This window comes from Mycobacterium neumannii, assembly GCF_048452905.1.
GTDB lineage: Bacteria > Actinomycetota > Actinomycetes > Mycobacteriales > Mycobacteriaceae > Mycobacterium > Mycobacterium neumannii_B.
This window is the reverse complement of record NZ_JBCGVF010000003.1, coordinates 1,674,769-1,700,918: the sequence shown is the minus strand read 5'-3', so window position 1 is coordinate 1,700,918 and position 26,150 is coordinate 1,674,769. Positions and strand designations below refer to the sequence as shown.

General features: G+C 67.1%; 22 protein-coding genes. 15 read left to right on the top strand and 7 right to left on the bottom strand.

Annotation, left to right across the window (positions count from 1 at the left end; genetic code table 11):
- Nucleotides 1–6: 6 nt before the first annotated feature.
- Complete coding sequence (gene fadD2, locus AAHH99_RS14695) at nucleotides 7–1,806, top strand: long-chain-fatty-acid--CoA ligase FadD2 (protein WP_418769252.1); 1,800 nt, start codon at nucleotides 7–9, stop codon at nucleotides 1,804–1,806.
- 12 nt (nucleotides 1,807–1,818) lie between these two features.
- Here the strand turns inward: fadD2 and AAHH99_RS14690 are convergent, their stop codons facing one another.
- The 5 genes from AAHH99_RS14690 to AAHH99_RS14670 all read right to left on the bottom strand — a co-directional run bounded on the left by AAHH99_RS14690 (nucleotide 1,819) and on the right by AAHH99_RS14670 (nucleotide 6,904).
- Nucleotides 1,819–2,130 carry a hypothetical protein gene (locus AAHH99_RS14690; protein WP_064428126.1) on the bottom strand — a complete coding sequence of 104 codons (312 nt, stop codon included), beginning with the start codon at nucleotides 2,128–2,130 and terminating at the stop codon, nucleotides 1,819–1,821.
- Between the two features lie 40 nt (nucleotides 2,131–2,170).
- The gene (locus AAHH99_RS14685; RefSeq protein WP_418769251.1) at nucleotides 2,171–2,446 is read right to left on the bottom strand and encodes a hypothetical protein; all 276 of its coding nucleotides are present in this window, start codon (nucleotides 2,444–2,446) and stop codon (nucleotides 2,171–2,173) included.
- A gap of 61 nt (nucleotides 2,447–2,507) precedes the next feature.
- On the bottom strand, nucleotides 2,508–4,739 hold the full coding sequence (locus AAHH99_RS14680; protein ID WP_418769250.1) for an acyl-CoA dehydrogenase: 2,232 nt from the start codon (nucleotides 4,737–4,739) through the stop codon (nucleotides 2,508–2,510).
- 9 nt (nucleotides 4,740–4,748) lie between these two features.
- Complete coding sequence (locus AAHH99_RS14675; protein ID WP_418769249.1) at nucleotides 4,749–5,786, bottom strand: 2-hydroxyacid dehydrogenase; 1,038 nt, start codon at nucleotides 5,784–5,786, stop codon at nucleotides 4,749–4,751.
- Nucleotides 5,762–6,904, bottom strand: coding sequence for an alpha/beta hydrolase (locus AAHH99_RS14670; protein WP_418769248.1), 1,143 nt, complete (start codon nucleotides 6,902–6,904; stop codon nucleotides 5,762–5,764). Before AAHH99_RS14670 ends, AAHH99_RS14675 begins: the two co-directional genes overlap by 25 nt.
- Nucleotides 6,905–7,099: 195 nt before the next feature.
- Here AAHH99_RS14670 and AAHH99_RS14665 point away from each other — a divergent pair, with 195 nt between their 5' ends.
- Nucleotides 7,100–7,675 carry a VOC family protein gene (locus AAHH99_RS14665; RefSeq protein WP_064396061.1) on the top strand — a complete coding sequence of 192 codons (576 nt, stop codon included), beginning with the start codon at nucleotides 7,100–7,102 and terminating at the stop codon, nucleotides 7,673–7,675.
- 5 nt (nucleotides 7,676–7,680) lie between these two features.
- Here the strand turns inward: AAHH99_RS14665 and AAHH99_RS14660 are convergent, their stop codons facing one another.
- Nucleotides 7,681–8,301, bottom strand: coding sequence for a TetR/AcrR family transcriptional regulator (locus AAHH99_RS14660; RefSeq protein ID WP_418769247.1), 621 nt, complete (start codon nucleotides 8,299–8,301; stop codon nucleotides 7,681–7,683).
- An 80-nt stretch (nucleotides 8,302–8,381) separates the two neighbouring features.
- Here AAHH99_RS14660 and AAHH99_RS14655 point away from each other — a divergent pair, with 80 nt between their 5' ends.
- The 13 genes from AAHH99_RS14655 (at nucleotide 8,382) to eccE (ending at nucleotide 24,955) form a co-directional block, all read left to right on the top strand.
- Nucleotides 8,382–9,272, top strand: coding sequence for an oxygenase MpaB family protein (locus AAHH99_RS14655; RefSeq protein WP_064428129.1), 891 nt, complete (start codon nucleotides 8,382–8,384; stop codon nucleotides 9,270–9,272).
- 153 nt (nucleotides 9,273–9,425) lie between these two features.
- Complete coding sequence (locus tag AAHH99_RS14650) at nucleotides 9,426–10,316, top strand: class I SAM-dependent methyltransferase (protein WP_418769246.1); 891 nt, start codon at nucleotides 9,426–9,428, stop codon at nucleotides 10,314–10,316.
- A gap of 108 nt (nucleotides 10,317–10,424) precedes the next feature.
- Nucleotides 10,425–12,242, top strand: a complete 1,818-nt coding sequence (eccA, locus tag AAHH99_RS14645) for a type VII secretion AAA-ATPase EccA (RefSeq protein ID WP_318255014.1) — start codon at nucleotides 10,425–10,427, stop codon at nucleotides 12,240–12,242.
- Entirely contained in the window at nucleotides 12,239–13,804 is a 1,566-nt protein-coding gene (eccB, locus tag AAHH99_RS14640) for a type VII secretion protein EccB (protein WP_418769245.1), read from the top strand. The genes eccA and eccB overlap by 4 nt, the downstream gene beginning before the upstream one ends.
- On the top strand, nucleotides 13,804–17,778 hold the full coding sequence (eccCa, locus tag AAHH99_RS14635) for a type VII secretion protein EccCa (protein ID WP_418769244.1): 3,975 nt from the start codon (nucleotides 13,804–13,806) through the stop codon (nucleotides 17,776–17,778). The genes eccB and eccCa overlap by 1 nt, the downstream gene beginning before the upstream one ends.
- A complete protein-coding gene (locus AAHH99_RS14630; RefSeq protein WP_064417542.1) occupies nucleotides 17,778–18,086 on the top strand; it encodes a PE family protein in 309 nt (102 codons plus the stop codon). Before eccCa ends, AAHH99_RS14630 begins: the two co-directional genes overlap by 1 nt.
- A 2-nt stretch (nucleotides 18,087–18,088) precedes the next feature.
- A complete protein-coding gene (locus AAHH99_RS14625; RefSeq protein WP_120279640.1) occupies nucleotides 18,089–19,654 on the top strand; it encodes a PPE family protein in 1,566 nt (521 codons plus the stop codon).
- Between the two features lie 52 nt (nucleotides 19,655–19,706).
- Nucleotides 19,707–20,000 (top strand): type VII secretion system protein EsxG, encoded by a 294-nt coding sequence (gene esxG / locus AAHH99_RS14620; RefSeq protein WP_064346865.1) that lies wholly within the window; start codon nucleotides 19,707–19,709, stop codon nucleotides 19,998–20,000.
- A gap of 36 nt (nucleotides 20,001–20,036) precedes the next feature.
- Entirely contained in the window at nucleotides 20,037–20,327 is a 291-nt protein-coding gene (locus AAHH99_RS14615; protein ID WP_064396041.1) for a WXG100 family type VII secretion target, read from the top strand.
- Nucleotides 20,328–20,333: 6 nt separating this feature from the next.
- Nucleotides 20,334–21,197: an ESX secretion-associated protein EspG gene (locus AAHH99_RS14610; RefSeq protein WP_418769243.1), complete on the top strand. Its 864-nt coding sequence runs from the start codon at nucleotides 20,334–20,336 to the stop codon at nucleotides 21,195–21,197.
- Entirely contained in the window at nucleotides 21,182–22,627 is a 1,446-nt protein-coding gene (eccD, locus tag AAHH99_RS14605) for a type VII secretion integral membrane protein EccD (protein ID WP_418769242.1), read from the top strand. The genes AAHH99_RS14610 and eccD overlap by 16 nt, the downstream gene beginning before the upstream one ends.
- Nucleotides 22,628–22,637: 10 nt before the next feature.
- Nucleotides 22,638–24,041: a type VII secretion-associated serine protease mycosin gene (gene mycP, locus AAHH99_RS14600; RefSeq protein ID WP_418769241.1), complete on the top strand. Its 1,404-nt coding sequence runs from the start codon at nucleotides 22,638–22,640 to the stop codon at nucleotides 24,039–24,041.
- Complete coding sequence (gene eccE, locus AAHH99_RS14595) at nucleotides 24,038–24,955, top strand: type VII secretion protein EccE (RefSeq protein WP_418769240.1); 918 nt, start codon at nucleotides 24,038–24,040, stop codon at nucleotides 24,953–24,955. The genes mycP and eccE overlap by 4 nt, the downstream gene beginning before the upstream one ends.
- Here eccE and AAHH99_RS14590 read toward each other — a convergent pair.
- Nucleotides 24,942–26,135 carry an alpha/beta hydrolase family protein gene (locus AAHH99_RS14590; RefSeq protein WP_418769239.1) on the bottom strand — a complete coding sequence of 398 codons (1,194 nt, stop codon included), beginning with the start codon at nucleotides 26,133–26,135 and terminating at the stop codon, nucleotides 24,942–24,944. The two genes, eccE and AAHH99_RS14590, sit on opposite strands and share 14 nt — an antisense overlap.
- Nucleotides 26,136–26,150 lie beyond the last annotated feature (15 nt).

Genomic DNA, 26,150 nt, shown 5'->3' with positions numbered 1-26,150 from the left:
GGGGACATGGCAAGACTCTCCGAGCTCCCGTCGCAAGCGCTCGCCAAGGCTCAGCAACTCGTCGAACGCGGGTCGGCCGAGCTGCACTACGCCACCAAGATGTTCGGAGCGGGCGCGTTCAAGATCGAACCACCGCAGAACGTCGCCGGAATGCTCGCCGACATCCGGCGTTGGGGCGAGTTCGGGATGATCCCGGCCCTGAACGCCCGCCGCACCCCCAATCGCACCGCGATCATCGACGACTTCGGCGAGATGACGTTCAAGGAACTCGACGACGCCGCACATTCAGTGGCCAACGGCCTGCTGGAGAAGGGTGTCAAGGGCGGTGACGGGGTCGCGATCCTGGCCCGCAACCACCGGTGGTTCCTCGTCGCGCTGTACGGCGCGGCCCGCACCGGCGCGCGGATCATCCTGCTCAACAGCGAGTTCTCCGGACCCCAGGTCAAGGAGGTGTCCGAACGTGAGGGCGCCAAGCTGATCATCTACGACGACGAGTACTGCCAGGCCGTGTCAAAGGCGGATCCACCGCTGGGCAAGCTGCGCGCGCTCGGCGTGAACCCCGATAAGGACGAACCGTCGAACAGCACCGACGAGACGCTCGAGGACTTCGTCTCCCGCCACTCCGGTAAGGCGGCTCCCAAGGCGACCAAGCACTCGTCGGTGATCATCCTGACCAGTGGGACGACGGGAACACCCAAGGGCGCCAACAGAAGTACACCGCCCACCCTCGCTCCCATCGGCGGCGTGCTGTCGCATGTCCCGTTCAAGGGCGGTGAGATCACCGCGCTTCCAGCGCCGATGTTCCACGCGTTGGGTTTCCTGCACGCGACGATCTCGATGATGTTGGGCACGACGCTGTTGCTGCGCAGGCGGTTCAAGGCCCAGAAGGTCCTCGAGGACATCGAGAAGCACAAGGTGACCGCGGTGGTGGTCGTTCCGGTGATGTTGTCGCGCATGCTCGATGCGCTCGACGACATGGATCGCAAGCCCGACTTGTCGTCGTTGCGGATCGTGTTCGTATCAGGGTCGCAGTTGGGCGCGGAGATGGCGCAGCGTGGGCTCAAGATGCTCGGACCCGTGATCTACAACCTGTACGGGTCGACCGAGATCGCGTTCGCCACGATCGCGCGGCCCCAGGATCTGGAGAAGAACCCCGCCACCGTCGGACCGGTGGTGAAGGGCGTGAAGGTCAAGATCCTGGACGACGACGGCAACGAACTGCCCCAGGGCGAGGTCGGGCGGATCTTCGTCGGCAACTTCTTCCCGTTCGAGGGCTACACCGGCGGCGGCCACAAGCAGATCATCGACGGGCTGATGTCGTCGGGTGACGTCGGCTATTTCGACGAGAACGGCCTGCTCTACGTCAGTGGCCGCGATGACGAGATGATCGTGTCCGGCGGCGAGAACGTGTTCCCGGCCGAGGTGGAGGATCTGATCAGCGGACACCCAGAGGTTGTCGAGGCCACCGCGGTGGGTGTCGAGGACAAGGAATGGGGTCACCGGTTGCGGGCCTTCGTCGTCAAGTCCGACGGCGCCTCGATCGGTGAGGACGACATCAAGGGTTATGTCCGAGAGCACCTGGCGCGCTATAAGGTGCCGCGCGAGGTCGTCTTCCTCGACGAGTTGCCGCGCAACCCGACCGGCAAGATCCTGAAGCGTGAGCTCCGGGAGATGGACGTCGACGGAGGCGACGGGAAGGCGAAGGCCGACGGAGGCAACGGGAAAGCGAAGTCCGACGGCGGCGAGAAGAAGGCCGAAGACAGCGATGAGGCCGACGAGAAGGCAGAAGCCAACCAGTCGGAATAGTCAGGTCGTGCCTTAATCGGCCATCGCCGCCGCGCCGGGGATCGACAGGCACACCAGCATCAGCAGGAGCAGGAACCATCCGGCGCCCTGCCACTGGACCCAGGTGCCCTTCGCCCTCCACTCGCGGTAGGTCTTGATGAACGCGCCGATACCGCCGAGCAACAGGATTGTGGGCACGGTGGAGGCGGCGACGACCGAGGTCTTCGACACCAGCGCGTAGATGACGAAGGCGACGGCGGCTACCGCGACCACCACCGCGGTATAGGTGGCGGCGGCCCGGAACGCTTTCGGCCGGTCCCAGCGCTTCTCGACGTCGTCGGTCATAACAGAAATGTTGCCGTCGGTACGTTCATTGAAACGCTCATCAGGGGTTGTTGACGAACGCGGACAGGCATCCGGGGATGTCGCGGCAGGCGATCACCGCCGTCTGGTCGGGCGGGCCACCACGCACTCGCGGTGGTCGGGGCCCGAAGTTGCACGACTTCACCCAGGGGTTCCCGGGGATGATGCCGGGATAGCAGGGCGCGGACTGTTCGCGTGGCGTCGGATCGTCGGCAAGGACCGTCGGCGCCAGAAACAGCCCTGTCATCGCCGCCGTGCCGACGACGACGCGGGCGATACGGACACCGAGACCGCTCATGACTACCGCCAACCCTTGCACGCAACCGCAGATTCAGGCTACGCCGTTCCAGCAAGCGCTCTTACGGATCGCGCGGCAGTCCCAACAGGCGTTCGGCGATGATGTTGAGCTGCACTTCTGTCGTGCCGCCGTAGATCGTGGTGGCCCTGCTGCCGAGCAGGTACTCCGCCCACCGGCCGGGCTCCTGCTCCGGGTCGCCGATCGCGCCATCGGTGCCGAACGAGGACACCGCGAACTCCGCGTAGCCCTGGCCGGTTTTCATCGACAGCAGTTTGGAGATCGCCGCGGACGGCATTGGATCGGCACCGGCGAGTGTGAGAAGCGTCGAGCGCATGTTGAGCACCTTGGCGGCATGCCCTTCGGCGATGAGCCTGCCAGCGTGGTTCTGCTCGATCTGGTCGAACTGCCCGTCCTGAAGGAACTTGATGAAATCGGCCAGGCTGGCCAGGAACGGCGGCTCACTGCTGCCGATCGAGACGCGTTCGTTGGTCAGCGTGTTCCTGCTGACCTCCCAGCCGCGGTTCACCTCACCGAGCACCATCTCGTCGGGCACGAACACGTCGTCGATGAAGACCGTGTTGAACATCGCGTTGCCGGTCAGCTCGCGAAGCGGCTTGACCTCGACGCCCTCGCTGGCCATGTCGAGCAGGAAGTAGGTGATCCCGTTGTGTTTCGGCGCCGACGGGTCGGTGCGCGCCAACAGCGCGCCCCACTGCGAGTACTGCGCACCGGTGGTCCAGATCTTCTGCCCGGTGATCCGCCAGCCGCCGTCGACCTTGGTGGCTTTGGTCGTCAGGCTGGCCAGGTCCGAACCCGCACCGGGTTCGGAAAACAGCTGACACCAGATCATTTCGCCGCGGAAGGTGGGCGGCAGGAAACGCTGTTGCTGTTCGTCCGTGCCGAACGCGACGATCGAGGGGATGATCCAGGCCGCGATGCCCATCTGCGGGCGCTTGACCCGGCCGGTGTCGAACTCCTGGGCGATGATGATCTGCTCGACGGGGCCGGCCGCGCGTCCCCACGGCTTGGGCAGATGCGGTTGCACCCAACCGCCCTCGGCGATCGCGATGTTGCGCTCTTGACGTGAAATGGCTTTCAGCGCAGCCACTTCCGCGCGGATCTCGTCACGCAGCTTCTCGGTTTCGGGATCGAGATCGATGTTGAGTTTGCGCATCCCGGTGCTGGTCGCGACGTCGACAACTTGCTGCGGGTAGTCGGCGTGCCTGCCGAAACCGGCCGCAAGCACCAGCGCGCGCCGGTAGTACACGTTGGTGTCGTGCTCCCAGGTGAACCCGATGCCGCCGTGCACCTGGATGCAGTCCTGAGCGCAGTGCTGGGCGGCCTCAGGCGCCAGCGTGGCCGCCACGGCCGCGGCGAACTCGAACGCGATTTCGGCAGAGCCGGTTTCGGGGTCTTCTCCGCTGCGCACGTGCGCGGTGAACTCGTCGATGGCGCGGGCCGCATCCCAGACGGCGGCGGTGGCCCGCTCGGTGTCGGCGATCATCGAAGCGCACTTGTGCTTGATGGCCTGGAACTGGCCGATGGGCCTGCCGAACTGCTCGCGGATCTTGGCGTACGCCGCGGCGGTGTCGGTGGCCCACCGCGCGACGCCGATGCACTCGGCGGACAGCAGCGTCGAGATCAGCGCGCGAGCCAGCGGCCGGCTCAGGTTGCTCAATACCCGGTCGTCGCTCACTTCGATGGCGTTCGCACGCACGTGTGCCAGAGGGCGCAGCGGGTCGAGGCTCTTGACGGGTTCGATCTCCAGTTGGTCGGCGTCGAGGATCACCCACTCCTCGCCGCTCTCGATGGCGACCGGCAGCACCAGCAGCGACGCCTCTGCGGCGCCGGGCACGGCACGCACTTCGCCGCGGATGACCAGACCGGCGGCATCGCCTTCGCCGTGGCGGGTGGCGGTCAAGCTCGAGTCGATGGCGTAGGTCGCGATCGTCGCGCCGGAGGCCAGGTCGCCCAGTTGTTGGGCGTTGGGGTCGTGTGCGGCGATCAGCGCGCTGGCGATGGCCGACGGAACGAACGGCCCCGGCACCGCGCCGTAGCCGAACTCGGCGGCGACAATGGCCAACTCGAGTATCCCGAAGCCTTGCCCGCCAACCTCTTCGGACAGGTGCACACCTTGCAGACCTTGATCGGCGGCGCCCTTCCAGTAGGGCGGCGGATTGGGAATCGGCGTCTCCAGCGCTTCGTGGAGCACCTCGGAGGGCGCCACCCGAGCGACGAAGGACCGCACCGAGTCGGCCAAGTCGCTGTGCTCAGGATCGATGGCGATGGGCATACCTGCACCTCACTGTGACGGACCGTCCCTATTAACCGGTCGGTTGGGAAACACGATACCGTTCACGACGTTGGCCAGTTCACCGCCGTCCCACAGCCGCCGGCAGTTGTCCAGACCGTGTTCCAGATACCTCCGCATCGTGTCGGCGGTGTACCAGGTGACGTGCGGGGTGAGCACGACGTTGTCGAGCCCGAGCAGCGGGTTGTCGGCCTCTACGGGCTCGGTGGCGAAGACGTCGAGGCCCGCACCGGCCAAGTTTCCAGACCGCAGCGCGTCGACGAGGGCGGGCTCGTCGACGATGGGACCGCGGCTGGTGTTGACCAGGACCGCGCCGGGCTTCATCCGGTCCAGCGCAGCGCGGTCGATCATGCCTGCTGTCGCGTCGGTCAGCGGAAGATGCAGCGAGACGATGTCGCTGGCGGCCAGCAGGTCGGGTAGCGCACGCCAGCTCCGATGGCCGTCGTCGCGCGTACTGGTGTGCAGAACCTTGGCATCCATCGCTCCAACGATTCGCTCGACCCTGGTGGCGACGTTGCCGTAGCCGACCAAACCCACGGTGCAGCCGCCGATGTCGCGCACCGTCTCGCCCAGGCTCGGGTCGGACGGCCAGCCCCGTCCCTCGCGGGTGGCGCGGTCGAGTTCGGTCACCCTGCGCAGGACAGCCAGCATCAGCAACACGGCACCCTCGGCTACCGACGGTGCGTTGGCCCCCGGCATGTTGGCGACCGCGATGCCCAGGGCGGTCGCAGCGTCCACGTCGATAGTGTTGACTCCGGCGCCCATCTTGTGCACCAGCAGGCAACGTCGCGCTTTGGCGAGATCGTCTCCCGAAATCGGCCGAAGCACATGCCAGATCACCTCGGCCTCGGGGAGCTCCCGGTAGAAGGCGGTGTCGTCGTCCTCGGCACAGTAGCGGATATCGAGCCAATCGGATTGCGGTGCAACGAAATCGATGGCCTTCGCACCGGGAGTGAAATGAGCGAGGACCCTCAGCGGCGAGCGTTCGCGCGACGGGTCGGCGTCTAATGCCACCGCTTCGCGATCCACTTGGCGATGGTATCGGCTTGTTCGCTGCGCGCTCCGGGAGTGGTGAAGTAATGATCGGTGTCGATGGAGGACTGCATCTTGTCTGAACCGGCCAGCGCGTCGAAGATGTGTTGGGCGTCCGAAGGGAACACGCCGGTGTCCTGGTCGGCGTTGATCACCAGAGCCGGGCACGTGATCCGGTTGAGGTGCGCTTCGGCGCGGGTTTGGGCGTGTCGAAGGCTCCACATGCCGATCCAGTTGCGCAATGTACAGGCCGCGGCGATACCGCGTGCAGATCTGTTGGCCTGCATCGGCACTCCGGCATAACACATGTTCGCGGGTCGCTTCGTCGGCTCCAGGGCGGGATCGACCATGCGCGGGTCCGCCCATGTCCGCAGCACCGTGAACGGACGGTCGGAGAAACCGGCCGTCCGCACATGCTGGAGCTCGGCCTCGGCCCAGTCCGTGATCGCGTCGTTTCGTGCGATCTGGGCGGCACGGTACCGCTCGACGAACTCAGCCGAAAATGGCGGACCGTTACTCTCGTCAAAGAGATCGAGGTCGGGATCGCTTGCGACCGCGTCAGTTTCGTCGACCACCGCCGCGTCCATCCAGGCGGTGAGCACGTCGGGACGGCCGGGATGCGCCGCGGTCGAGACGTACCCGTCGGCGGCAGGCAGGTCGGTCAGGCCCGCTGCGGGACGCATTCCCAGAAGCGGTGTCACATGTGGGTCGACCGCTTGTGCCTGGTAGGCCGCCATCAACGATCCACCCCCGGAGTTTCCGAGCAGCACAATGGTTTCCACGCCTTGGACCTCGCGCAGCCATCGCACGCCGACGCCGATGTCCACGAGCGCATGGTCGAGCAGGAAGCTGCTCTCGAATCCGCGATAACGGGTGTTCCAGCCCAGGAAACCGATGCCGCGGGTGGCCATGTAATCGGCGAGATAGTGCTCGGAGAAATCGATCTGATAGTGCGTGGCGATCATCGCGACCTTCGGTTTGCGGCCCACCCCGCGGTGATAGAGGCCCTGGCACGGATGCCCACCCGCACCCGCCCGCCGGGCGGTCGGGGAATCGAGGCCGACGAACTCACGGATAACACCCGGCGTTGCGGTGCTCGACGGCGTTTTGCTCATCCGAGCCGCCCCCTACCGAGCCAAAAAGCAAGGGCTACAGGCTGTTCAACGATCTTGATGATCGGTCTGACCGGCGGTGGGACGCGCGGGACGATCGTCATAACGGTGCTGGTCCGTTCGTCATTGCTCGTGATTGCCCCTGATGCTAAGTTCGATTTGCGTTTCTGGCCAGAGATTCGCGCTAGGAGGCGCCCAGTGATCAGGCCCGACAATCCCAACACCGAGTTCGAACTCGGCGGCATCAACCATGTCGCGCTGGTGTGCTCGGATATGGCGAAAACCGTCGACTTCTACAGCAACGTCCTCGGTATGCCGTTGATCAAGTCGCTCGATCTGCCGGGAGGCATGGGGCAGCACTTCTTCTTTGACGCCGGCAACGGCGACTGTGTCGCGTTCTTCTGGTTCGCCGACGCGCCAGACCGGGTTCCCGGCGTCTCCTCGCCCGAGGCCATTCCGGGAATTGGGGACATCGTCAGCGCCGTCAGCACGATGAACCATCTGGCATTTCACGTACCCGCCGAGAAATTCGACGAATATCGGCAGCGGCTCAAGGCCAAGGGCGTGCGGGTCGGTCCGGTGCTCAATCATGACGACAGCGAGGCCCAGGTTTCGCCGACGGTGCATCCCGGCGTTTACGTCAGGTCGTTCTACTTCCTCGACCCGGACGGCATTACGCTCGAGTTCGCCTGCTGGACCAAGGAATTCGGCGAGAGTGACGCGAAAGCCACGCCGAGGACCGCCGCGGACCGGCGCCCGAGGGTGACCGCCTGAGCTGGTCAGACGTCGTTCGTCGGCACACCCGAGATCGCGTTGATGTTCGCCGCGAGCCGGTCGATGAGTTGGTCGGCGTCCAGATCTAGACGGCCCGCCAGCCACATGCTGATCGTCTGGCCCACCCCACCGACCGCGAAATGCGCCGTCGCTTCGTCGAATTCGTTCTCGTACGGACCGACCGTGCCCGCGTGCTGCAGCAGCAACTGCGCGAACAGGGCCGTCGACTCGACGCGTTTGCGCATGATCACCGTATTGGACAATTCAACGCTGAACACCAGGCGACCCACGCGCTGATCTGCGGCAATGGTGTGCACGATGTTCGCCATCGCCGCACGGGGCTGCTCTCGGGGCGGCGCGGCCGCGACGGCCGCCTGGGTCGTCGCCGCGATATCGGCGATCACCCAGTCGTACACCTGGGCGGCGAAGTCGTCCTTGTGGTGGAACGTCTCATAGAAGTAGCGGACACCCAGGCCGGCCTTGGCGCAGATGGCCCGCACCGTCAACTCGGCGAGATCGTCTGCACCCGCGCCGAGCAGCTCGAGCCCGGCGTCGAGCAGGCGCAGCCGGCGCTGCGCGAGGCGCTGGGCCGCATCGACACCCCGGTAGGGGCGGACCTGTGCCATGACCGCCATCTTGACACCCGGCACCGAACGGAGGCAATATCAGGAAACATGTGTTCTCACATTTGAGATAGGGGTCCCCGATGGTTTCCCAGTCGATCGACCACGTCGGAAGACCGGTCAACGACGCGCCGCTGCCCGGTCGCAAGCTGCGTCGCAACGTCGCGCCAGGGGACGCCATGCTCGGGATCGGCCTGCTATCGGGTCCGGCCAACGTGGTCATGGAACTCTCGCGGCCGGGCGTCGGATACGGCGTCAAGGACAGCCGCGTCGAGAGTGGCCGCGCGGATCGGCACCCGATCAAGCGTGCGCGGACGACGTTCACCTATCTTGCGGTCGCGCTCGCGGGCACCGATGAACAGAAGGCCACGTACCGGCGTGCGGTCAACCGATCGCACGCCGAGGTGTACTCGCTGCCGGACAGCCCCGTCGAGTACAACGCGTTCAACAAAGATCTGCAGCTGTGGGTGGCAGCCTGCCTGTACAAGGGCTTCGTCGACGTGTACCGGGTCTTCGTCGGCGAGATGGATGACGAATCGGCCGACCGCCACTACCGCGACGGTGCGGCGCTGGGCACCACGCTGCAGGTTCCCGCGGAGATGTGGCCTGCCGATCGCAAGGCCTTCGACGAGTATTGGCAGGAGTCGCTGGACAAGGTCCACATCGACGACGCGGTGCGCGAGTACCTGTGGCCCATCGCTGCGGGCCGGCTCGGCGACCTCAAGGCTCCGGCATGGCTGCAGAAGCGCACCGATGCGTTGAGCCTCTTCATCACGACCGGCTTCCTGCCGCAGCGCTTCCGCGACGAGATGCGACTGCCGTGGGACGCGAAGAAACAGCGCCGGTTCAACCGGGTGATGGCCATGCTGGGCCGCATCAACAATGTGATGCCGCGCTTCGTCCGCCAGTTCCCGTTCAACGTGCTGCTCAAAGACCTGGACTGGCGCGTGCGCACGGGCCGGCCGCTGGTGTGAGGTGAGCACACGTATCCCGCTGGTGTGCACTCAGATCGGGAATCGAACCTCGGAGCCGCCAGACTTCGATCTGACTGCACACTAGGGGTCGCCGGTCTGGGTGGCACTTGGCCTGACAGAGCGCTGTCAGATTGTCGGCGTACAAACAAGTACATGCGTAGCGACAACGACACCTGGGACATCACCACCAGCGTCGGCTCGACCGCATTGTTCGTCGCCGCGGCCCGTGCGCTGGAGGCACAGAAGCCGGACGCGATCGCTGTCGACCCCTTCGCCGAGAAGTTCTGCCGCGCGGTGGGTGGTGAGTGGGCGGACCTGCTCGACGGCCGAGCGCCCGGGCACCAGCTCACCACCGATGATTTCGGCGCCGCGTTCGTGGACTTCCAGGCCGTCCGTACCAAGTACTTCGACGGCTACTTTCGCGCGGCCGCCGACGTCGGAGTCCGGCAGATTGTGCTGCTAGCCGCGGGCTTGGATTCGCGCGCGTACCGCTTGGACTGGGCCGACGGCACCGTGGTGTTCGAGTTGGACCAGCCGCGGGTGCTCGAGTTCAAACGGCAGGTCCTCGACGCGCACACTCCGCGAGCCGAACGCCGTGAGGTCCCGGTCGATCTGCGCGATGACTGGCCCCAAGCGCTGCGCGACGAAGGGTTCGACCCCCACGAACCATCGGCCTGGATCGCCGAGGGCCTTTTGATCTATCTGCCGGCCGACGCGCAACGCGAGCTGTTCACCGGGATCGACTCGCTGGCCGCGGCCGGCAGTCACGCCGCGGTGGAGGAGGCAGCGCCGATGGACGCGGAGGCCTTCGAGGCCAAAAGGGAAGAGGAGCGGTCCGCCGGAGAGGAGGACACGTTCTTCACCCTCGTCTACAACGAACAGCATGAACCCGCCGCGCAGTGGTTCGGTGCCCGCGGGTGGCGTGCTGAGGCCACACCCCTCGAGGATTGGTTGCCTGAGAACGGCCGGCCGGTGCCCGAGGAGGGGTCGGAGGCCGCGGCGATGACTGGGACTATAAGCCTGGTGAGCGCCGTCAAGGCGTGAGCTTGTTCACCCGCTGAGTGGGCCACGTGCGTCTGTACAAGTTAGCTTAGTCAATGCTAACTTCGGGCGGAAAGTTAGCCTGCCATCACTACGGGGAGATCACGGCGCGTGCCGCTACAGACCGATTTTGCTGCGACTTCGCGCGTCGACCACGACGTGGTGAGTCGGTTCGCCACGTGTTGCCGAGCCCTCGGGCTGTCGGTGCACGACCGTCGACGCCCGCCGGATCCGGTCGCGGCCCGATCCGGTTTCACCGAACTCACCCGTATCGCTCGCGAACAGTGCGATGCGTGGACGGGTCTGGCCGCAGCGGGCGACACCAGCGCCCGGGTGCTCGAGGCCATCTGGCAGACGGTTGCCACGGCCGGTGTGCTGCAGCGCCACGTACAGCTCGCCGAAGGCGACTTGGCCTTCACTTACGACACCGGGCTCTACCTCAAGTTCTCGGCGTCGACACCCGACGACTTCCAACTGGCCTACGCCGTCACGCTGTGCGATGCCGGTGACTACGTAGGCGCCGACGAACTCGTCGAGCCGTTGATCACCCGACGCCCCAGCTGGCTGGACGCGCGGTGGGTGCGGATCGCGATGTACTACCGCACCGAGCGCTGGTCGGATGTGGTCCGGCTGATCACCCCGATCGTCAACGACACGCGGCTGGACGAGACCTACGCACACGCGGCGCGCGTCGCGCTCGGCACGTCGCTCGCCCGCCTCGGCATGTATGCACCCGCGCTGTCGTACCTCGAGGAGCCTTCCGGCCCAGTCGATGTCGCCACGGTGGACGGCGCGCTCGTCAAGGCGCTATGCCTACGCGCGCAGGGTGAGGAGCTCGACGCGGCCGACGTGCTCGCCGAGCTCTACGCCGCCAATCCGGAGAACGAGCAGGTCGAGATCGCGCTGTCGGACACCTCGTACGGCATCGTGACGACCACGGCCGCGCGCATCGAGGGCCGCTCCGATCCGTGGGATCCCGCCACCGAGCCGAGCGAGTCCGAATTCGTCGATCCGGGCGCCAAGGAGCGCAAGGCGCACCTGCTGCTCGAGGCCGAAGCCGAGCTCGCCGAGTTCATCGGCCTGGAAGAGGTCAAGTATCAGGTGGCGCGGCTGAAGAGTTCGGTCGCGATGGCGATCCGCCGCCAGGAGCGCGGCCTGACCGTCGCGCAGCGCACCAACCACCTGGTGTTCGCGGGCCCGCCCGGTACCGGTAAGACGACCATTGCGCGCGTCGTCGCCAAAATCTATTGCGGTCTGGGCATTCTCAAGAAGGAAACAGTCCGCGAGGTGCACCGAGCCGACCTGATCGGTCAGCACATCGGCGAGACCGAGGCCAAGACCAACTCGATCATCGACAGCGCGCTCGACGGTGTGCTGTTCCTCGACGAGGCCTATGCACTGGTGTCGACCGGCGCCAAGAACGACTTCGGTCTGGTCGCGATCGACACGCTGCTGGCACGCATGGAAAACGACCGCGAGCGGTTGGTCGTCATCGTCGCCGGTTACCGCAAGGATCTCGACGCGTTCCTCGACACCAACGAGGGCCTGCGGTCCCGCTTCACCCGTAGCATCGAATTCCCCTCGTACACACCGCATGAACTCGTCGAGATCGCGGTGCGCATGGCCGAGAAGCGCGACAGCGTCTTCGAACCGGCGGCGCTCGCCCACATGGAGACGCTGTTCGGGCAGTTGGCGGCGGCGACGACGCCGGACGCCACCGGCGTGGAGAGGCGCAACCTCGACATCGCCGGTAACGGCCGTTTCGTCCGCAACCTGGTCGAGCGTTCCGAGGAGGAGCGCGAGTACCGACTCGATCATACCGATGCCGAAGACTTCACAGACGACGAGCTGATGACCATTACCGATGAAGACGTCACCAAATCCGCCATTCCGCTGCTGCGTGGCCTCGGTCTGACGGTGCCCGAATGAGCACTCCGGACAATTCGGATCGCCGGGCATTCGCCTCCCGCACACCGAACAACGAGAACCCCGACCGGGTCGTGTACCGCCGCGGGTTCGTCACCCGTCATCAGGTGACCGGATGGCGATTCATCATGCGGCGCATCGCATCCGGCGTCGCGCTTCACGACACCCGCATGCTCGTCGATCCGCTTCGCACCCAAGCCCGTTCGGTGCTCGTCGGCGCACTGGTGCTGATCACCGTCATGGCGGGGTGTTTCGTGTTCTCGCTGATCCGGCCCGGCGGCGTCGCGGGCAACGACGCGATCCTGGCCGATCGCACCACCTCCGCCCTCTACGTTCGTCTCGGTGAGCAGCTGCACCCGGTGTTGAACCTGACGTCCGCGCGGCTGATCGCGGGTCGGCCGGACAACCCGTCGCAGGTCAAGACCAGCGAGATCGACCAGTTCCCCCGCGGCAACCTGATCGGCATCCCGGGTGCTCCCGAACGCATGGTGCAGGACACCACCAGTGACGCCGATTGGACGGTGTGCGACGGGGTTTCGGGACCGGCCGTCGGTGTCACGATGATCGCGGGCCCGCTGACCGACGGCGGCGAGCGCGCGGCGCAGCTGCCCGACGACAAGGCGATCCTGGTCTCCACCCCGAGCGGTCCCAATGCGGGCACCTGGCTGTTGTGGAACGGGCGCCGAAGCGCGATCGACATGAACGACCGCGCGGTCACCAGTGCACTCGGTCTGGGTACCGCAGGCGCCGACGCGCGGCCCGTCGCGCCCGGCTTGTTTAACGCGGTGCCCGAAGCTCCCGCGTTGATTCCGCCGGTCATCCCTGGCGCCGGTGAACCGCCGCGGTACCCGTTGCCGGTGCCCGCGCCGGTCGGCGCGGTGGTCACGGCCTACGCCACCGACAACACTCTGCGTCACTACGCAGTGCTCGGCGAAGGGCTGCAACCGATTTCATCGGTCATCGCTGCGATCATGCGTAATGCGAACTCGTACGGACTCGACCAGCCGCCGCGGTTGGGCGCCGACGATATCGCGCGTCTGCCGGTCGCGGGCGTCATCGACACCGATGCCTATCCCGTCGAACCGATTTCACTCGTCGACTCCACCGACGCGCCGTTGACATGCGCGCAGTGGAAGCGTCCCGCCGATGCCACAAGCGCGACACTGAACCTGCGTTTCGGTGTCACGTTGCCGGTCTCCGATCAGCTGCGTCCCGTGCCGCTGGTCGGAGCGGGTTCCGGAACGACCGCGAACCAGGTGGTGCTGAATCCCGGGCGCGGCTACCTGGTCCAGACGGTCGGGCAGGACGGCGGGGGCGCGTCGACGTCACCCGTCGGCGGCGCAACCTTCTGGCTCAGCGACGTCGGGGTCCGCTACGGCCTCGACACCGACGGTGACGAGAACGCCATCGCCGCCCTGGGCCTCACCCCGCCCGCCCTACCGATTCCATGGTCGATGCTGAGCCAGTTCGCGCCCGGCCCGACGCTGTCGCGAGGCGATGCGTTGCTGGCCCACGACGCGCTGGCCGCCGACCCCCGCCCCGCTGTCGTGAGGGAGACGCCGTAATGAGTCGGCTCATATTTGAGGCGCGTCGCCGCATCCCGGTGCCGACGACGCGCAAAGGCACCATCACGATCGAACCGCCGCCCGAGCTGCCGCGCGTGATTCCGCCGTCGCTGCTGCGGCGGGTGCTGCCCTTCCTGATCGTCATCCTGATCGTCGGCATGATCGTGGCGCTGTTCGCCACCGGAATGCGACTGATCTCGCCGACGACGCTGTTCTTCCCGTTCGTCCTGCTGCTGGCCGCGACCGCGCTCTACCGCGGCACCGACAACAAGATGCGCACCGAGGAGGTCGACGCCGAGCGGGCCGACTATCTGCGCTACCTGTCGGTGGTCCGCGACAACGTGCGCGCGCATGCCGCCGAGCAGCGTGCGGCGCTGGAGTGGTCGCATCCGGATCCGGGTCTGCTCATCGACGTGCCCGGCACTCGCAGGCAGTGGGAGCGCGATCCGCACGACCCCGATTTCCTGGTGGTGCGCGTCGGGCTACACGACGCCCCGCTGAACGCCTCGCTGCGCGTGAAGGACAGCGCCGACGAGGTCGACCTGGAACCGGTGTCGCACAGCGCGTTACGCGCCCTCCTCGACGTGCAGCGGACGGTGCGGGCCGCGCCGACCGGTCTCGACTTCGCCAAGGTCTCGCGCATCACGGTCCTCGGTGAGCCCGACGAGGTCCGGGGGGCGCTACGCGCTTGGATCGCCCAGGCCGTCACCTGGCACGACCCCGCCGTACTCGGCGTCGCACTGCTCGCACCGGACATCGAGAGCGACAATTGGTCATGGCTGAAGTGGCTGCCGCACAACGACATTCCCGGCGCGGTTGACGGAGCCGGCCCTGCCCGCTACCTGTCGTCCGACATCGTTGAACTGCGTTCGCGGCTCGCCTCGGCGCTTGACGATCGCTCACCGTTCGGCAGCGACGAGGACGACGAGGTCAAGCACCTGCTCATCATCGTCGACGATCCCGACGTGGACACCACGGCGCTGGTCCCGCGCGGTGGGCTGGCTGGCGTGACGGTGGTGCAGCGCGTCGCCGAGCCGCCGCACCGCGAGCAGTACCCCGACCCGGAACGGCCGATCCTCCAGCTGGCCGACGGCAAACTGCAGCGCTGGCAGACCGGAGGATGGCAGCCCTACGTCGATGCCGCCGATCAACTCGACGTCGCGACCGCGCGCCACATCGCCCGCCGGTTGTCGAAGTGGGATTCGAACCCGAGCCACGCACGCACCGGCAGAACAGGGGTCGCGACCTTCTCCACACTGCTCGGCATCCCGGACGCCGCGGCGCTGGACGTGGCGAGCCTGTGGGCGCCGCGGGCGCGCACCGACGAACTGCGCGTGCCCATCGGCGTCACCGCCACCGGTGAGCCGCTGATCTTCGACCTCAAGGACGAGGCCGAAGGCGGGATGGGACCGCACGGCCTGATGATCGGCATGACCGGCTCGGGTAAGTCGCAGACGTTGATGTCGATCCTCTTGTCGCTGTTGACGACCCACTCCGCCGATCGGCTGATCGTGATCTACGCCGACTTCAAGGGTGAGGCCGGCGCCGACATCTTCCGGGACTTCCCGCAGGTGGTCGCGGTCATCTCGAACATGGCCGAGAAGCGTTCGCTCGCCGACCGGTTCGCCGACACGCTGCGCGGTGAGGTGGCACGACGCGAGCAATTGCTGATGGAGGCCGGTCGTCGGGTGCAGGGCAGTGCGTTCAACTCGGTGCTCGAGTACGAGGCGGCGATCGCGGCCGGTCACGACCTGCCGCCGATGCCCACGCTTCTCGTCGTCGCCGACGAGTTCTCGCTGATGCTCTCCGACCATCCCGAGTACGCCGACCTGTTCGACTACGTTGCGCGCAAGGGCCGTTCGTTCCGCATCCACATCCTGTTCGCGTCTCAGACGCTGGATGTCGGCCGGATCAAGGACATCGACAAGAACACCTCATACCGCATCGGGCTCAAGGTGGCCAGCCCGGCCATCAGCCGCCAGGTCATCGGAGTGGAGGACGCATTCCACATCGAGGCCGGCCCTGAGCACAAGGGCGAGGGATTCCTGGTCCCTGCGCCGGGCGCGATGCCGGTCAAGTTCCGCAGCACCTACGTCGACGGCATCTACGATCCTCCGCGGGTGGAGAGGTCCGTTGTGGTGCAGTCGGTTCCGGTGCCGCAGCCGTTCACCGCCGGTCACGTCGAAGCGCCCGCCGACACGGTCGTCGTTTCCGATCCCGCCGCTCACGAGGAGCGTCCGCCGCGCAAACTCGTCGCCACCATCGGCGATCAGCTGGCCCACTACGGTCCGAAGGCGCCGCCGCTGTGGCTGCCACCGCTCGACGAGCCAATCCCGCTCGACGAACTGCTCGCCCGCGCGGACGTGGCCGAGCGCGAATGGCGTTGGCCGCTCGGCGAGATCGACCGGCCGTTCTCGATGCGGCGCGATCCGTTGATCTTCGACGCCAGGTCCGCCGGTGCCAACCTGCTGATCCACGGCGGACCGAAGTCGGGGAAGACCACGGCGCTGCAGACCTTCATGCTGTCGGCGGCGGCTCTGCACTCACCGCGCGATGTGACGTTCTACTGCCTGGACTACGGCGGCGGTCAGCTGCGGTCGCTCGAAGACCTGGCCCACGTCGGTAGCGTCGCCTCTCCGCTGGAGCCCGAACGTATCCGGCGCACCTTCGGTGAGCTCGAGCAATTGCTGCGTGCCCGCCAGGCGCGGGGGCACTCGGGTAACGGCCAGCGCGACGAGTACGGCGAGGTCTTTCTGGTCATCGACAACCTCTACGCGTTCAGCCGGGACAACACCGACACCTTCAACACCCGGAACCCGTTGCTGTCGAAGGTCACCGAGCTGGTGAACACCGGTATGTCCTACGGCATCCACGTCGTCATCACGACTCCGAACTGGCTCGAGGTTCCATTGGCCATGCGCGACGGTCTGGGCCTGCGCCTCGAACTCAAGTTGTCGGATCCACGCGACAGCAATGTGCGAGTCACCGGTGCGCTGCGCAGGCCCGCAGAGGCGGTGCCCGCCGAGCAGCCCGGCCGCGGCCTGACCATGGCCGCCGAGCACTTCCTGTTCGCCGAGCCGGCGCTGCGCGACATCAGGGTGATCAACGCCCGCCATCGGGGTATCACGGCACCGCCGGTGCGGTTGTTGCCGCATGATCTCGCGCCCGACGTCGTGGCCCCGTTGTATCCGGCGCCGGAACAGGTGGTCATCGGCCAGCGCGAGGAGGATCTCGCGTCCGTGCCGATGGCGTTCGACCAGAACCCTTTGTTGATGGTGTTCGGCGACGCCAAGTCGGGCAAGACGACGCTGCTGCGTCACGTGATTCGCACCATCCGGGAGAACTCCACCCCGGACCGCGTCGCGTTCACGGTGATCGACCGGCGTCTGCATCTGGTCGACGAGCCGCTGTTTCCGGACAACGAGTACACCCCGAACATCGACCGGATCACCCCGGCGATGCTCGGACTCGCGGCCCTGCTGGAGAAGCGCCGACCGCCTGCCGGCCTGTCACCGCAGGAGCTGAGCAGGTGGAAGTACCAGTCCGGCGAGGACGGTCACACCCACTATCTGATCATCGACGACGTCGACCAGATCCCGGATGCGCCCGCAGTCAGCGGGCCGTTCGTCGGGCAGCGGCCGTGGACCGGCATCATCGGATTGCTGTCGCAAGCAAGCGAGTTGGGCCTTCGCGTCATCGTGACTGCACGGGCCACCGGTTCGGCACACGCCCTGATGACAGCACCCCTGCTGCGCAGGCTCAACGAGCTACAGGCGGCGATCCTGATGCTGTCGGGCAACCCGCAGGACAGCGGAAAGATCCGGGGACATCGGTTCCGGCGTCTGCCTGCGGGCCGGGCGATGCTGCTGGATGATGGCGATGCCCCCACATTCCTGCAACTCGTCAACCCGTTCGCAGACGCGGTGGCAGGACGCACAGGAAACAACGGCAACAGTGGAAGGGAGTTCAACTGATGACTCTTCGCGTCGTTCCCGAAGGCCTCGCCGCGGCGGCTTCCGCCGTCGAGGCGTTGACGGCCCGGTTGGCAGCGGCTCACGCCGCCGCCGCGCCCGCGGTCACCGCCGTGATTCCGCCCGCCGTCGATGCGGTGTCGATCCAGACCGCTGTCAGCTTGAGTGCTCATGGGGCACAACATAATTCGATGGCAGCCCTCGGGGTGGAGGAATTGGGCCGCTCCGGTGTCGGTGTCGGCCAGTCCGGTATCAGCTATGCCACCGGTGACGCTGCCGCCGCGGCGAGCTACCTGGTCGCTGGAGGCTGACCGTGACGGCTCCCATCTGGATGGCCCTCCCCCCGGAGGTCCACTCGGCCATGCTGAGCAGCGGACCCGGTCCGGGTTCGCTGCTGGCGGCGGCGGGGGCGTGGCAGGCGTTGGCGGCTGAATACTCTTCTGCGGCAGCCGAGTTGACCGCTGTTCTCGGTTCGGTGCAGGGCGGCGCGTGGGAGGGGCCGAGCGCCGCTCAGTATGCGGCCGCGCATACGCCGTACCTCGCCTGGCTGGCACAGGCCAGTGCGAACAGCGCGGCCGCCGCTGCGCAGCACGGGACCGCGGCTGCGGCGTACACCACCGCGGTGGCGACGATGCCGACGTTGGCCGAGCTGGCGCTCAACAAGTCCACCCACGCCGTATTGCTAGCCACGAACTTCCTGGGCATCAACACGATTCCGATCGCGTTGAACGAGGCCGACTACGTCCGGATGTGGATCCAGGCCGCGACGACGATGGGCACCTATCAGGCGGTGTCGGGTGCCGCGGTGGCGGCCACGCCGGTCACGCCTCCCGCGCCTCTGCTGCTGGCGCCGGGTGTGGGCGAGGCGGGAGCCGCCGCGGCCGACGTCATGCAGGCCGGGGCGGCGGCCACCGCCGCGGACTCCGGCGGGGCACGGAACATCGCCGACTCCATCGCCGATCTGCTGCGCGAGATCATGAGGTTCTTCGAGGACTTCTTCGAATCGATCCTGAATTTCGCGCGTCAGTTCTTCGGCAACGTCCTGGATGTTCTCAGCGACTTCCTGAACGGCTTCTTCGGGTGGCTCTTCAACCCGTCGTCGGGACTGATTCTGTTGTTCGTGCTCTACCAGGCGATCACGCAGCCGCTCGGATGGACCACGTGGTCGTTGATCTTCAGCGCTCCGATCTGGCTGCCGCTGTTGATCGGTCTGATCGTCCAGTCGCAGACCCCGGAGCCGGTTCCGGCCGCCGCGCCCGAGCCCGCCCCGGCCCCCGCGCCCGCACCCATCCGGCCCGTGGCCGAGCCGCGAGCGGAATCGCTTCCGCCGGTCGCCACCGTGGCGCCGACGGTCCCGGCGGCTCCGGCCGCTCCCGCGGCGTCGGTCGCCGCCGGTGCGACGCCTGCGGGCGCCGCACCAGCTGCGGCTGCCGCCCCGGTGGTGCCGTATGCGGTTGCCGGCCCGGACCCCGAGGAAGGCGTCTCCCCGACGTTCCGCGAGGGCACCGGCTTGAAGGCGCCTGCATCTGACATGGCAGCGTCGGCCGCCGCCGCTGCCGCCGCATCGTCGCTGGCCAAACGCAAGGCCCGGCGCAAGCGGCCGCAGCCGATCCACCAGCGCCAGTACGCCGATGCCTACATGGATTACGAACCCGACGAGCCCGAGGACGCGGCCCCGCCGCGCGAAACGGTCCGGCGTCCACATGTCGCCGCCTCGGAAAAGGGTGCGGGCGCAGTGGGTTTCACCGGCGCCGCGGCCAAGTCGGAAGCCGAGGAGGCGAGTGGGCTGACCGAACTCGCCGGCGACTCCTTCGGCGGCGGACCCACCGAACCTATGTTGCCCAGCGACTGGGATCACAAGGGGGGAGAAAACGACTGAACCGAACTGACCGAAACTCATTCCGCCGAACCACAATCCGAAAGGAACATCCATGAGCCTCCTGGACGCTCACATCCCCCAGCTCGTGTCATCCGAGGCCGCATTCTCGGCGAAGGCCGCGCTGATGCGTAGCACCATGGCGCAGGCCGAGCAGGCAGCGCAGTCGGCGCAGGCATTCCACATGGGCGAGTCCTCCGCCGCCTTCCAGGCAGCGCACGCGCGCTTCCTCGAGGTCTCCGCGAAGGTCAACATGCTGCTCGACATCGCGCAGGCCAACCTGGGTGATGCGGCGGGCACCTACGTGGCGCAGGACGCCGCGGCGGCCAGCACCTACACCGGTATCTGAACTTCGAACTGACCCAGACCTACAAGGGAGAACCTGATGTCTCAGATCATGTACAACTACCCGGCGATGCTGGCCCATTCGGGCGAGATGGCCGGATATTCGGGCGCACTGCATGCCGTCGGTGCCGACATCGCCAGCGAGCAGGCCGCTTTGGCCGGGGCCTGGCAGGGCGACACCGGCACGACCTATCAGGCGTGGCAGGCGCAGTGGAACCTTGCCCTCGAGGAACTGGTGCGCGCATATCGTGCGATGGCCGCCACCCACGAGCAGAACACGATGACGATGAGCGCCCGGGACCAGGCCGAAGGCGCCAAATGGGGTGGCTAACCGACGGTGGCAGTTAACGCAGTCGAGCTGACCGCGGAGCAGGCCTGGTTCGTCGCCGACGCGTCGGGGTCCGGCAACTACCCCTGGGTGCTGGCCATCACCCCGCCCTACAGCGACCACGCTGAGCGGGCGGCGTTCGAAGCCAGGCTGTCGGCCGAACTGGTCGCGATGGGTGTGATGACGGCCGACGGTGTCGTCGAACCCCATGTTCGGCAATGGGTAACGACGACGTGCCGGCCCCGGCGGTGGCTCGAACTCCGGTTCGTGCGCGGTTCGGGCAAGATGCTGCGCGGGCACGTTGCGCGCCGCGATGACGTCACCGTCGTCGCGCTGCGCGGCGGCGGTCTCGTGACGCTCAGCGCGTTGGAGGTGGACCATCCGCAAGCGTTGGTTCCCATCTTGACCGCGGGTCTCTCGGGGCGCCCGCCGGCCAGATTCGACGAGTTCGCGATACCCGCGCGGATCGGCGCGCGCGCCGATGAACAGCTGCGTAACGGCGCGACGCTGGACGACGTGATCGAGTTCCTCGGTATCCCGCCGAGCGCACGCCCAGTCGTCGAAGCGGCCTACGCGACGGACCGCAGCTATGTGGAGATCGTGGCCGGCGACCACCGCGACGGCCACCGTGTGAGCACCGATGTCGGCGTCAGTGTCGTCGACACCCGGGAGGGCAGGGTGCTCGTCCATCCAGCGAAGGCGTTCGACGGCGAATGGGTCTCGACGTTCACACCCGGCACGCCGATGGCGATTGCCACCGCGGTCGAGCGGCTCACCGCAACGCTGCCCGACGGGGCGTGGTTCCCCGACCTGAAATTGACCCGAGACTTCGACTCCATCCAGAGAACGGAACACCAATGGCAGACAGTTTGAGCGGCGCGACAGCGTCTTTGGCGGACCCGGCCCCGTCCCGGTCGATGCCGATCGTTCGCGTCGCGGTGCTCGCCGCGGGCGAGGCAGGCGGTCGAGTCACGGACATGGCGTTGCCGACCGAACTCCCACTGCGCGAGATCCTGCCCGCAGTACGGCGGATGGCCATGCCCGCCGACGAGGAGTACGGCGACGCCACCCCGGTGGTGCTGTCGCTGGCGCCGGTCGGCGGTGCGCCGTTCAGCCTCGACGCGACGCTGGACACCGTAGGTGTCGTTGACGGTGATCTGCTGGCGCTGCAACCGCTTCCGGCCGGTCCCGCTGCGCCGCGGATCGTCGAGGACATCGGCGACGCGGCCGTTATATTCTCCGCCGCCCGCGAGAAGCCCTGGGGTGTGGCGCATATCGCGCGGGGCGCGGCCGCGGCGGTGATCACGCTGATTGTGATCGCCACTGCCTTTGCCGCGGTGCACAGCGAAATCGTCGGCGGCTTGGCCGGTCTCGCCGTGGCCAGCGGTGCGGCGGCGCTCACGGTGCTGGCCGCCCTGCTCACCTGGGGCCGTTCACCCCGGCTGGGCACGGCGTTGGCCGTGACGGCGCTCGCCCCCACCGCTGTGGCTCTCGCGCTCGGAGTGCCCGGCGACTTCGGGCCGTCACACGTATTGCTCGCGGCCGCGGGCGTGACGGCCTGGTCGATCGTCAGCATCGTTGTCGCCCAACGGGCCATCGCGGTCTTCACAACGGCCACCGTCATCGGCGCCGGTGCACTGATCACCGCGGGCGCAGCGACGATCTGGCACCTGAACCATCTCGTCGTCGGATCCTTGCTCGTCGTGCTCGCGCTCGTGGTCACGGTCCAGGCGGCCCAGCTCTCCGCGCTATGGGCGCGGCTGCCGATGCCGGTCATCCCCGCTCCCGGTGACCCGACCCCGGCGCCACACCCGATGAAGGTGCTCGCCGATCTGCCGCGCCGCGTTCGGATCAGCGATTCGCATCAGACCGGTTTCATCGCCGGCGGTGTGCTGCTGTCCACCGCAGGGGCGTTGACACTGGCTACACCGCAGGGAGTTTCGCCATGGGCGTGGTACGTCGTGGCAGCGGTGGCGCTTGGGTCGGTGCTGCGGGCCCGCGTGTGGGACTCCGCTCCGTGCAAGGCGTGGTTGCTGAGCCAGCCTTTCCTGCTTGTGATCTCGTTCATGGTCGTGTTCAGCGTCGGCGACCGCGTCGGAGCGGCATGGTGGGCGCTGCTGGCGCTCGTCGGCTTGACGGTGGTCTGGGTGATCGTCGCGGCGTTCCCACGGGTAGCCTCGCCGGACACCTACTCGTTGCCGATGCGTCGCATTGTCGGGTTCCTGGCCTCCGGTATCGACGCGTCGCTGATCCCGGTGCTGGCCTATCTCGTCGGGCTTTTCGCCTGGGTGCTCAACCGATGAGGCATCGGTGATGCGTGACCGGCTGCGCACTGTCGTCGCGGCCACGGCGGCAGTGGCCGTCGTGGCGGTGAGTTCTCCCGTTGCACAGGCGATGACGCCACCTCAGGTGGATCCTGCTGTACAGCCTCCGTCGGGCGCCGCGGGGCCCGTCCAGCCGCAGTCGCAACGCGGGCCGTGCGTCAGCGCGGGTGTGTTGCCCGGTAGCGAACCGGGTGCGCCCAGCCCCAATCAGACGCTGCTCAACCTCGAGGGCGCCTGGGAGTACAGCCGCGGCGACGGACAACTCGTGGCGGTCATCGACACCGGCGTCACACCCGGACCTCGACTGCCGAACGTGGAACCCGGCGGGGATTTCGTCGAGTCGACCGATGGGCTCAGCGATTGCGATGGCCACGGAACGCTGGTGGCCGGGCTGATCGCGGGACAGCCGGGGACCGACGGATTCTCCGGGGTGGCTCCAGGTGCGCGCGTGCTCGCGATACGGTCGACGTCGTCGCGGTTCTCCCCGCGCGAAATCGGCGAGAATCCGGCGACGGCAAAGGTCGCACTCGACGTGGCGACCCTGGCCCGTGCGGTTGTCCGCGCGGCGGACCTGGGCGCGAGGGTCATCAACATCTCCGCCGTCACCTGTCTGCCCGCCACGGAGAACATCGACCAGAACGAACTCGGTGCGGCTTTGCGATACGCCGCCGTGGACAAGGATGCGGTGATCGTTGCTGCCGCCGGCAACAACAAGATGGGGTTGAATCCGGGGTCCGCATGTCCGTCCAACCCGCTGTCGGACCCCAGCCGCCCGGAGGACCCTCGTAACTGGGCAGGTGTGACGTCGGTGTCGATACCGTCGTCCTGGCAGCCCTATGTGCTTTCGGTCGGTTCACTCGACAGCGCCGGACGCCCATCGGATTTCACGATGGCGGGACCGTGGGTGGGGATAGCCGCGCCCGGGCAGGACATCGTCTCGGTGGGCAACGGCGAAGGCGGCGCACTCGCCAACGGGCTACCTGACGAGCGGGGCCGGTTGTATCCGCTGAACGGTACGAGCTTCGCGTCCGCGTATGTATCCGGCGTTGCGGCCTTGGTGCGCAGTCGTTTTCCCGAGCTGACCGCCGAACAGGTCGGGGACCGGCTCACGGCCGGTGCCCAGGGTGCGGCGCGAGCGCCATCGAACCTGACCGGTGCCGGACTGGTCGATCCCGTCGCCGCGCTGACATGGGATGTGACAGCGGCCGTTGCCGGGAACGGGGAGCCGGAGCCTCAGCCCGTCGCCGCACCGCCGCGACCGGCCGCCCCCGACGAGACCCCGAAGGTGGTCGCGTTCGTGGGAACCGGTGTGCTGGCGCTGATCGCAGCCGCCACGGCCGCGGTCGCCGTCCACCGGCGAAGGAACCCAGACAACCAAGCGGAGGCATCGTGACCGTTCGAATTGCGCTGGCGTCGTTGGCCGTCGTCTTGGCGGCAATGGCGTACCCGTGGGAGACGACCACGGATTGGTGGATCTTCGGGATCGCGGTCGCCGTGGTCGTCGTCGTGTTCGCATGGTGGCGGGGCCAGTTCGTCACAAACATGATCGGCCGGCGGTTGGCGGTGTTTCGCCGCAACCACTCCAAGCCGAAGCCGCAGAGTCCGAAGCAGGCCACGGTGGTGTTGCGGGTCGACGACCCGTCGGGATTCGGTGTGCCGCTGCCACTGGTCGCGGGCTACGTCGAAAGGTTCGGCGTCCGTAGCGAGAAGGTTCGCGTGACGAACCGCGATTCCGATGGTGTCCGTACCACATGGATCGGCCTGACCCTGGATGCCGAGTCGAATCTGGTTGCTCTGCAGGCACGTTCACCTGAGATGCCGCTGCGCGAGACTGCCGAGATCGCCGGCCGCCGCCTCGCCGATCACCTACGGGAGGCGGGCCTCGATGCGGCGCCCGTCGATGACGCGGATGCGCCGTTGATCGGAAAGGGTCGCGAGAGGTGGCGCGGTGTCCAAGATGAAGGTGGATTCGTGTCGGCCTACGGGGTTCCGGTCGACGAGCGGTTGGGTGAGCGCCTCGATGAGGTGTGGTCTCAATCTTCTGAGACATGGACGGCCGTCGAGTTCAGTGGTTCGGCCGCGCACCCGACTGTCGCGGCGGTGTGTGCGTTCCGCACGCCCGATCCCGTACGCGGGGCACCCGTGTCGGGTCTGACACCGCATCGCGGAGTCCAGGGACCGCTGCTCCAGGCGTTGGATCCCAAGGCCGTTGGCAGGCTGGACATTCCGGCTAAGCCGGTTGCCGTCGATCTGCTGGCGCGAATCGACTGGCCGGCCGGATATCAGGCCGAACTCAGTCGAACATGAATCCCTTCATGAAGCGGGTCATCCTGCGCAGGTAGTCAGGCTGGCTGACATGCAGGATGTGGTTGCCCGGGAACCAGTGGAACGCGCAGCGATCCCAGTGCTTCCACAGCATCTCGGCCTGTTCCGGCGGCGCCAACCGGTCACCGAGACCTGTGATGATCAATCGGCGGTCCTTGGGAACCAGCGGGGCGTAGTTCAGCGGTGAGGAGAACAGGGTGGCGCCGCCGGTGAGTTCCGCGTCGGTGCCCGTCAGCAGGTTTCGCAGTCCCACGACCTTGTTGGCGGGGAACCATTCGTCCACCGTCTGATCGGGGGCGACGACAGGGACATTGGGGATCACGGCCTGGACCCGGTCGTCGACGGCTGCGATCAGCGCTGATGTGTACCCGCCGAGTGACATGCCGGTCAGCGCGATGCGGTCGACGCCGGTGAACTCCAGATAGTCGAGGACCGAACGGAAGTCGTGCACCGCCTGGGCCATCGCCTCGGCGAAGCCCGAGAACCCGTTGGCGAAGAATCCGTAGCCGCTGAACGGTGAGCCCTTCTCGGCACGCGGACCGTGAAAGGGCATGGTGTACAACAGGACGTCGTAGCCCGACCGGAAGAACCACGGCAGCGAGAAGAACAAGCCGTTGAACAGATACGGCGAACCCATGAATCCATGGATCAGGCACAGCGTGGGATGCGGCCCGTCATCGTGTCGCCAATGCTGGGCGTGTACGACGTTGTTGCGTTCGAATCCGCGGCACTGGGTGCGCAAGTCAGGGTTGATCGCCTCGAAGCTGCTGTCGAAACGGATGTTCTGAACCTGACCCTTCGCGATCCATTCGGCCAGCGGGTTGGCTGCCCGCGACGCGACCCGGGGCGGCGAAGTGGGCGCGGGAAACGATTGCGTGGAATCCTTGGCCGAGGCCAGTTCGGCGTAGAACCGCAGCTGTTCGCGTTCGGCGCGTGACTGAGACCGGCTTAAGCCGCCGGCCAGCGTCGGCAGCATCGTCGTCGCGAGCAGCGATGCGATCGCAGTGCGCAATGCGAGATCGGCCACGGCCGACGAGTCGACGATGAACCGCTGGCGCAGCGTCAGGTCGGCGCGTCGTGGCAGCCCTGTACTGGCATCTGCACCGGGGACATCGGGAACGGGTATCGGCGGATCGACCGGGTTGGCCTCCGTTTGGCTCACTTCCGCATGGTATCC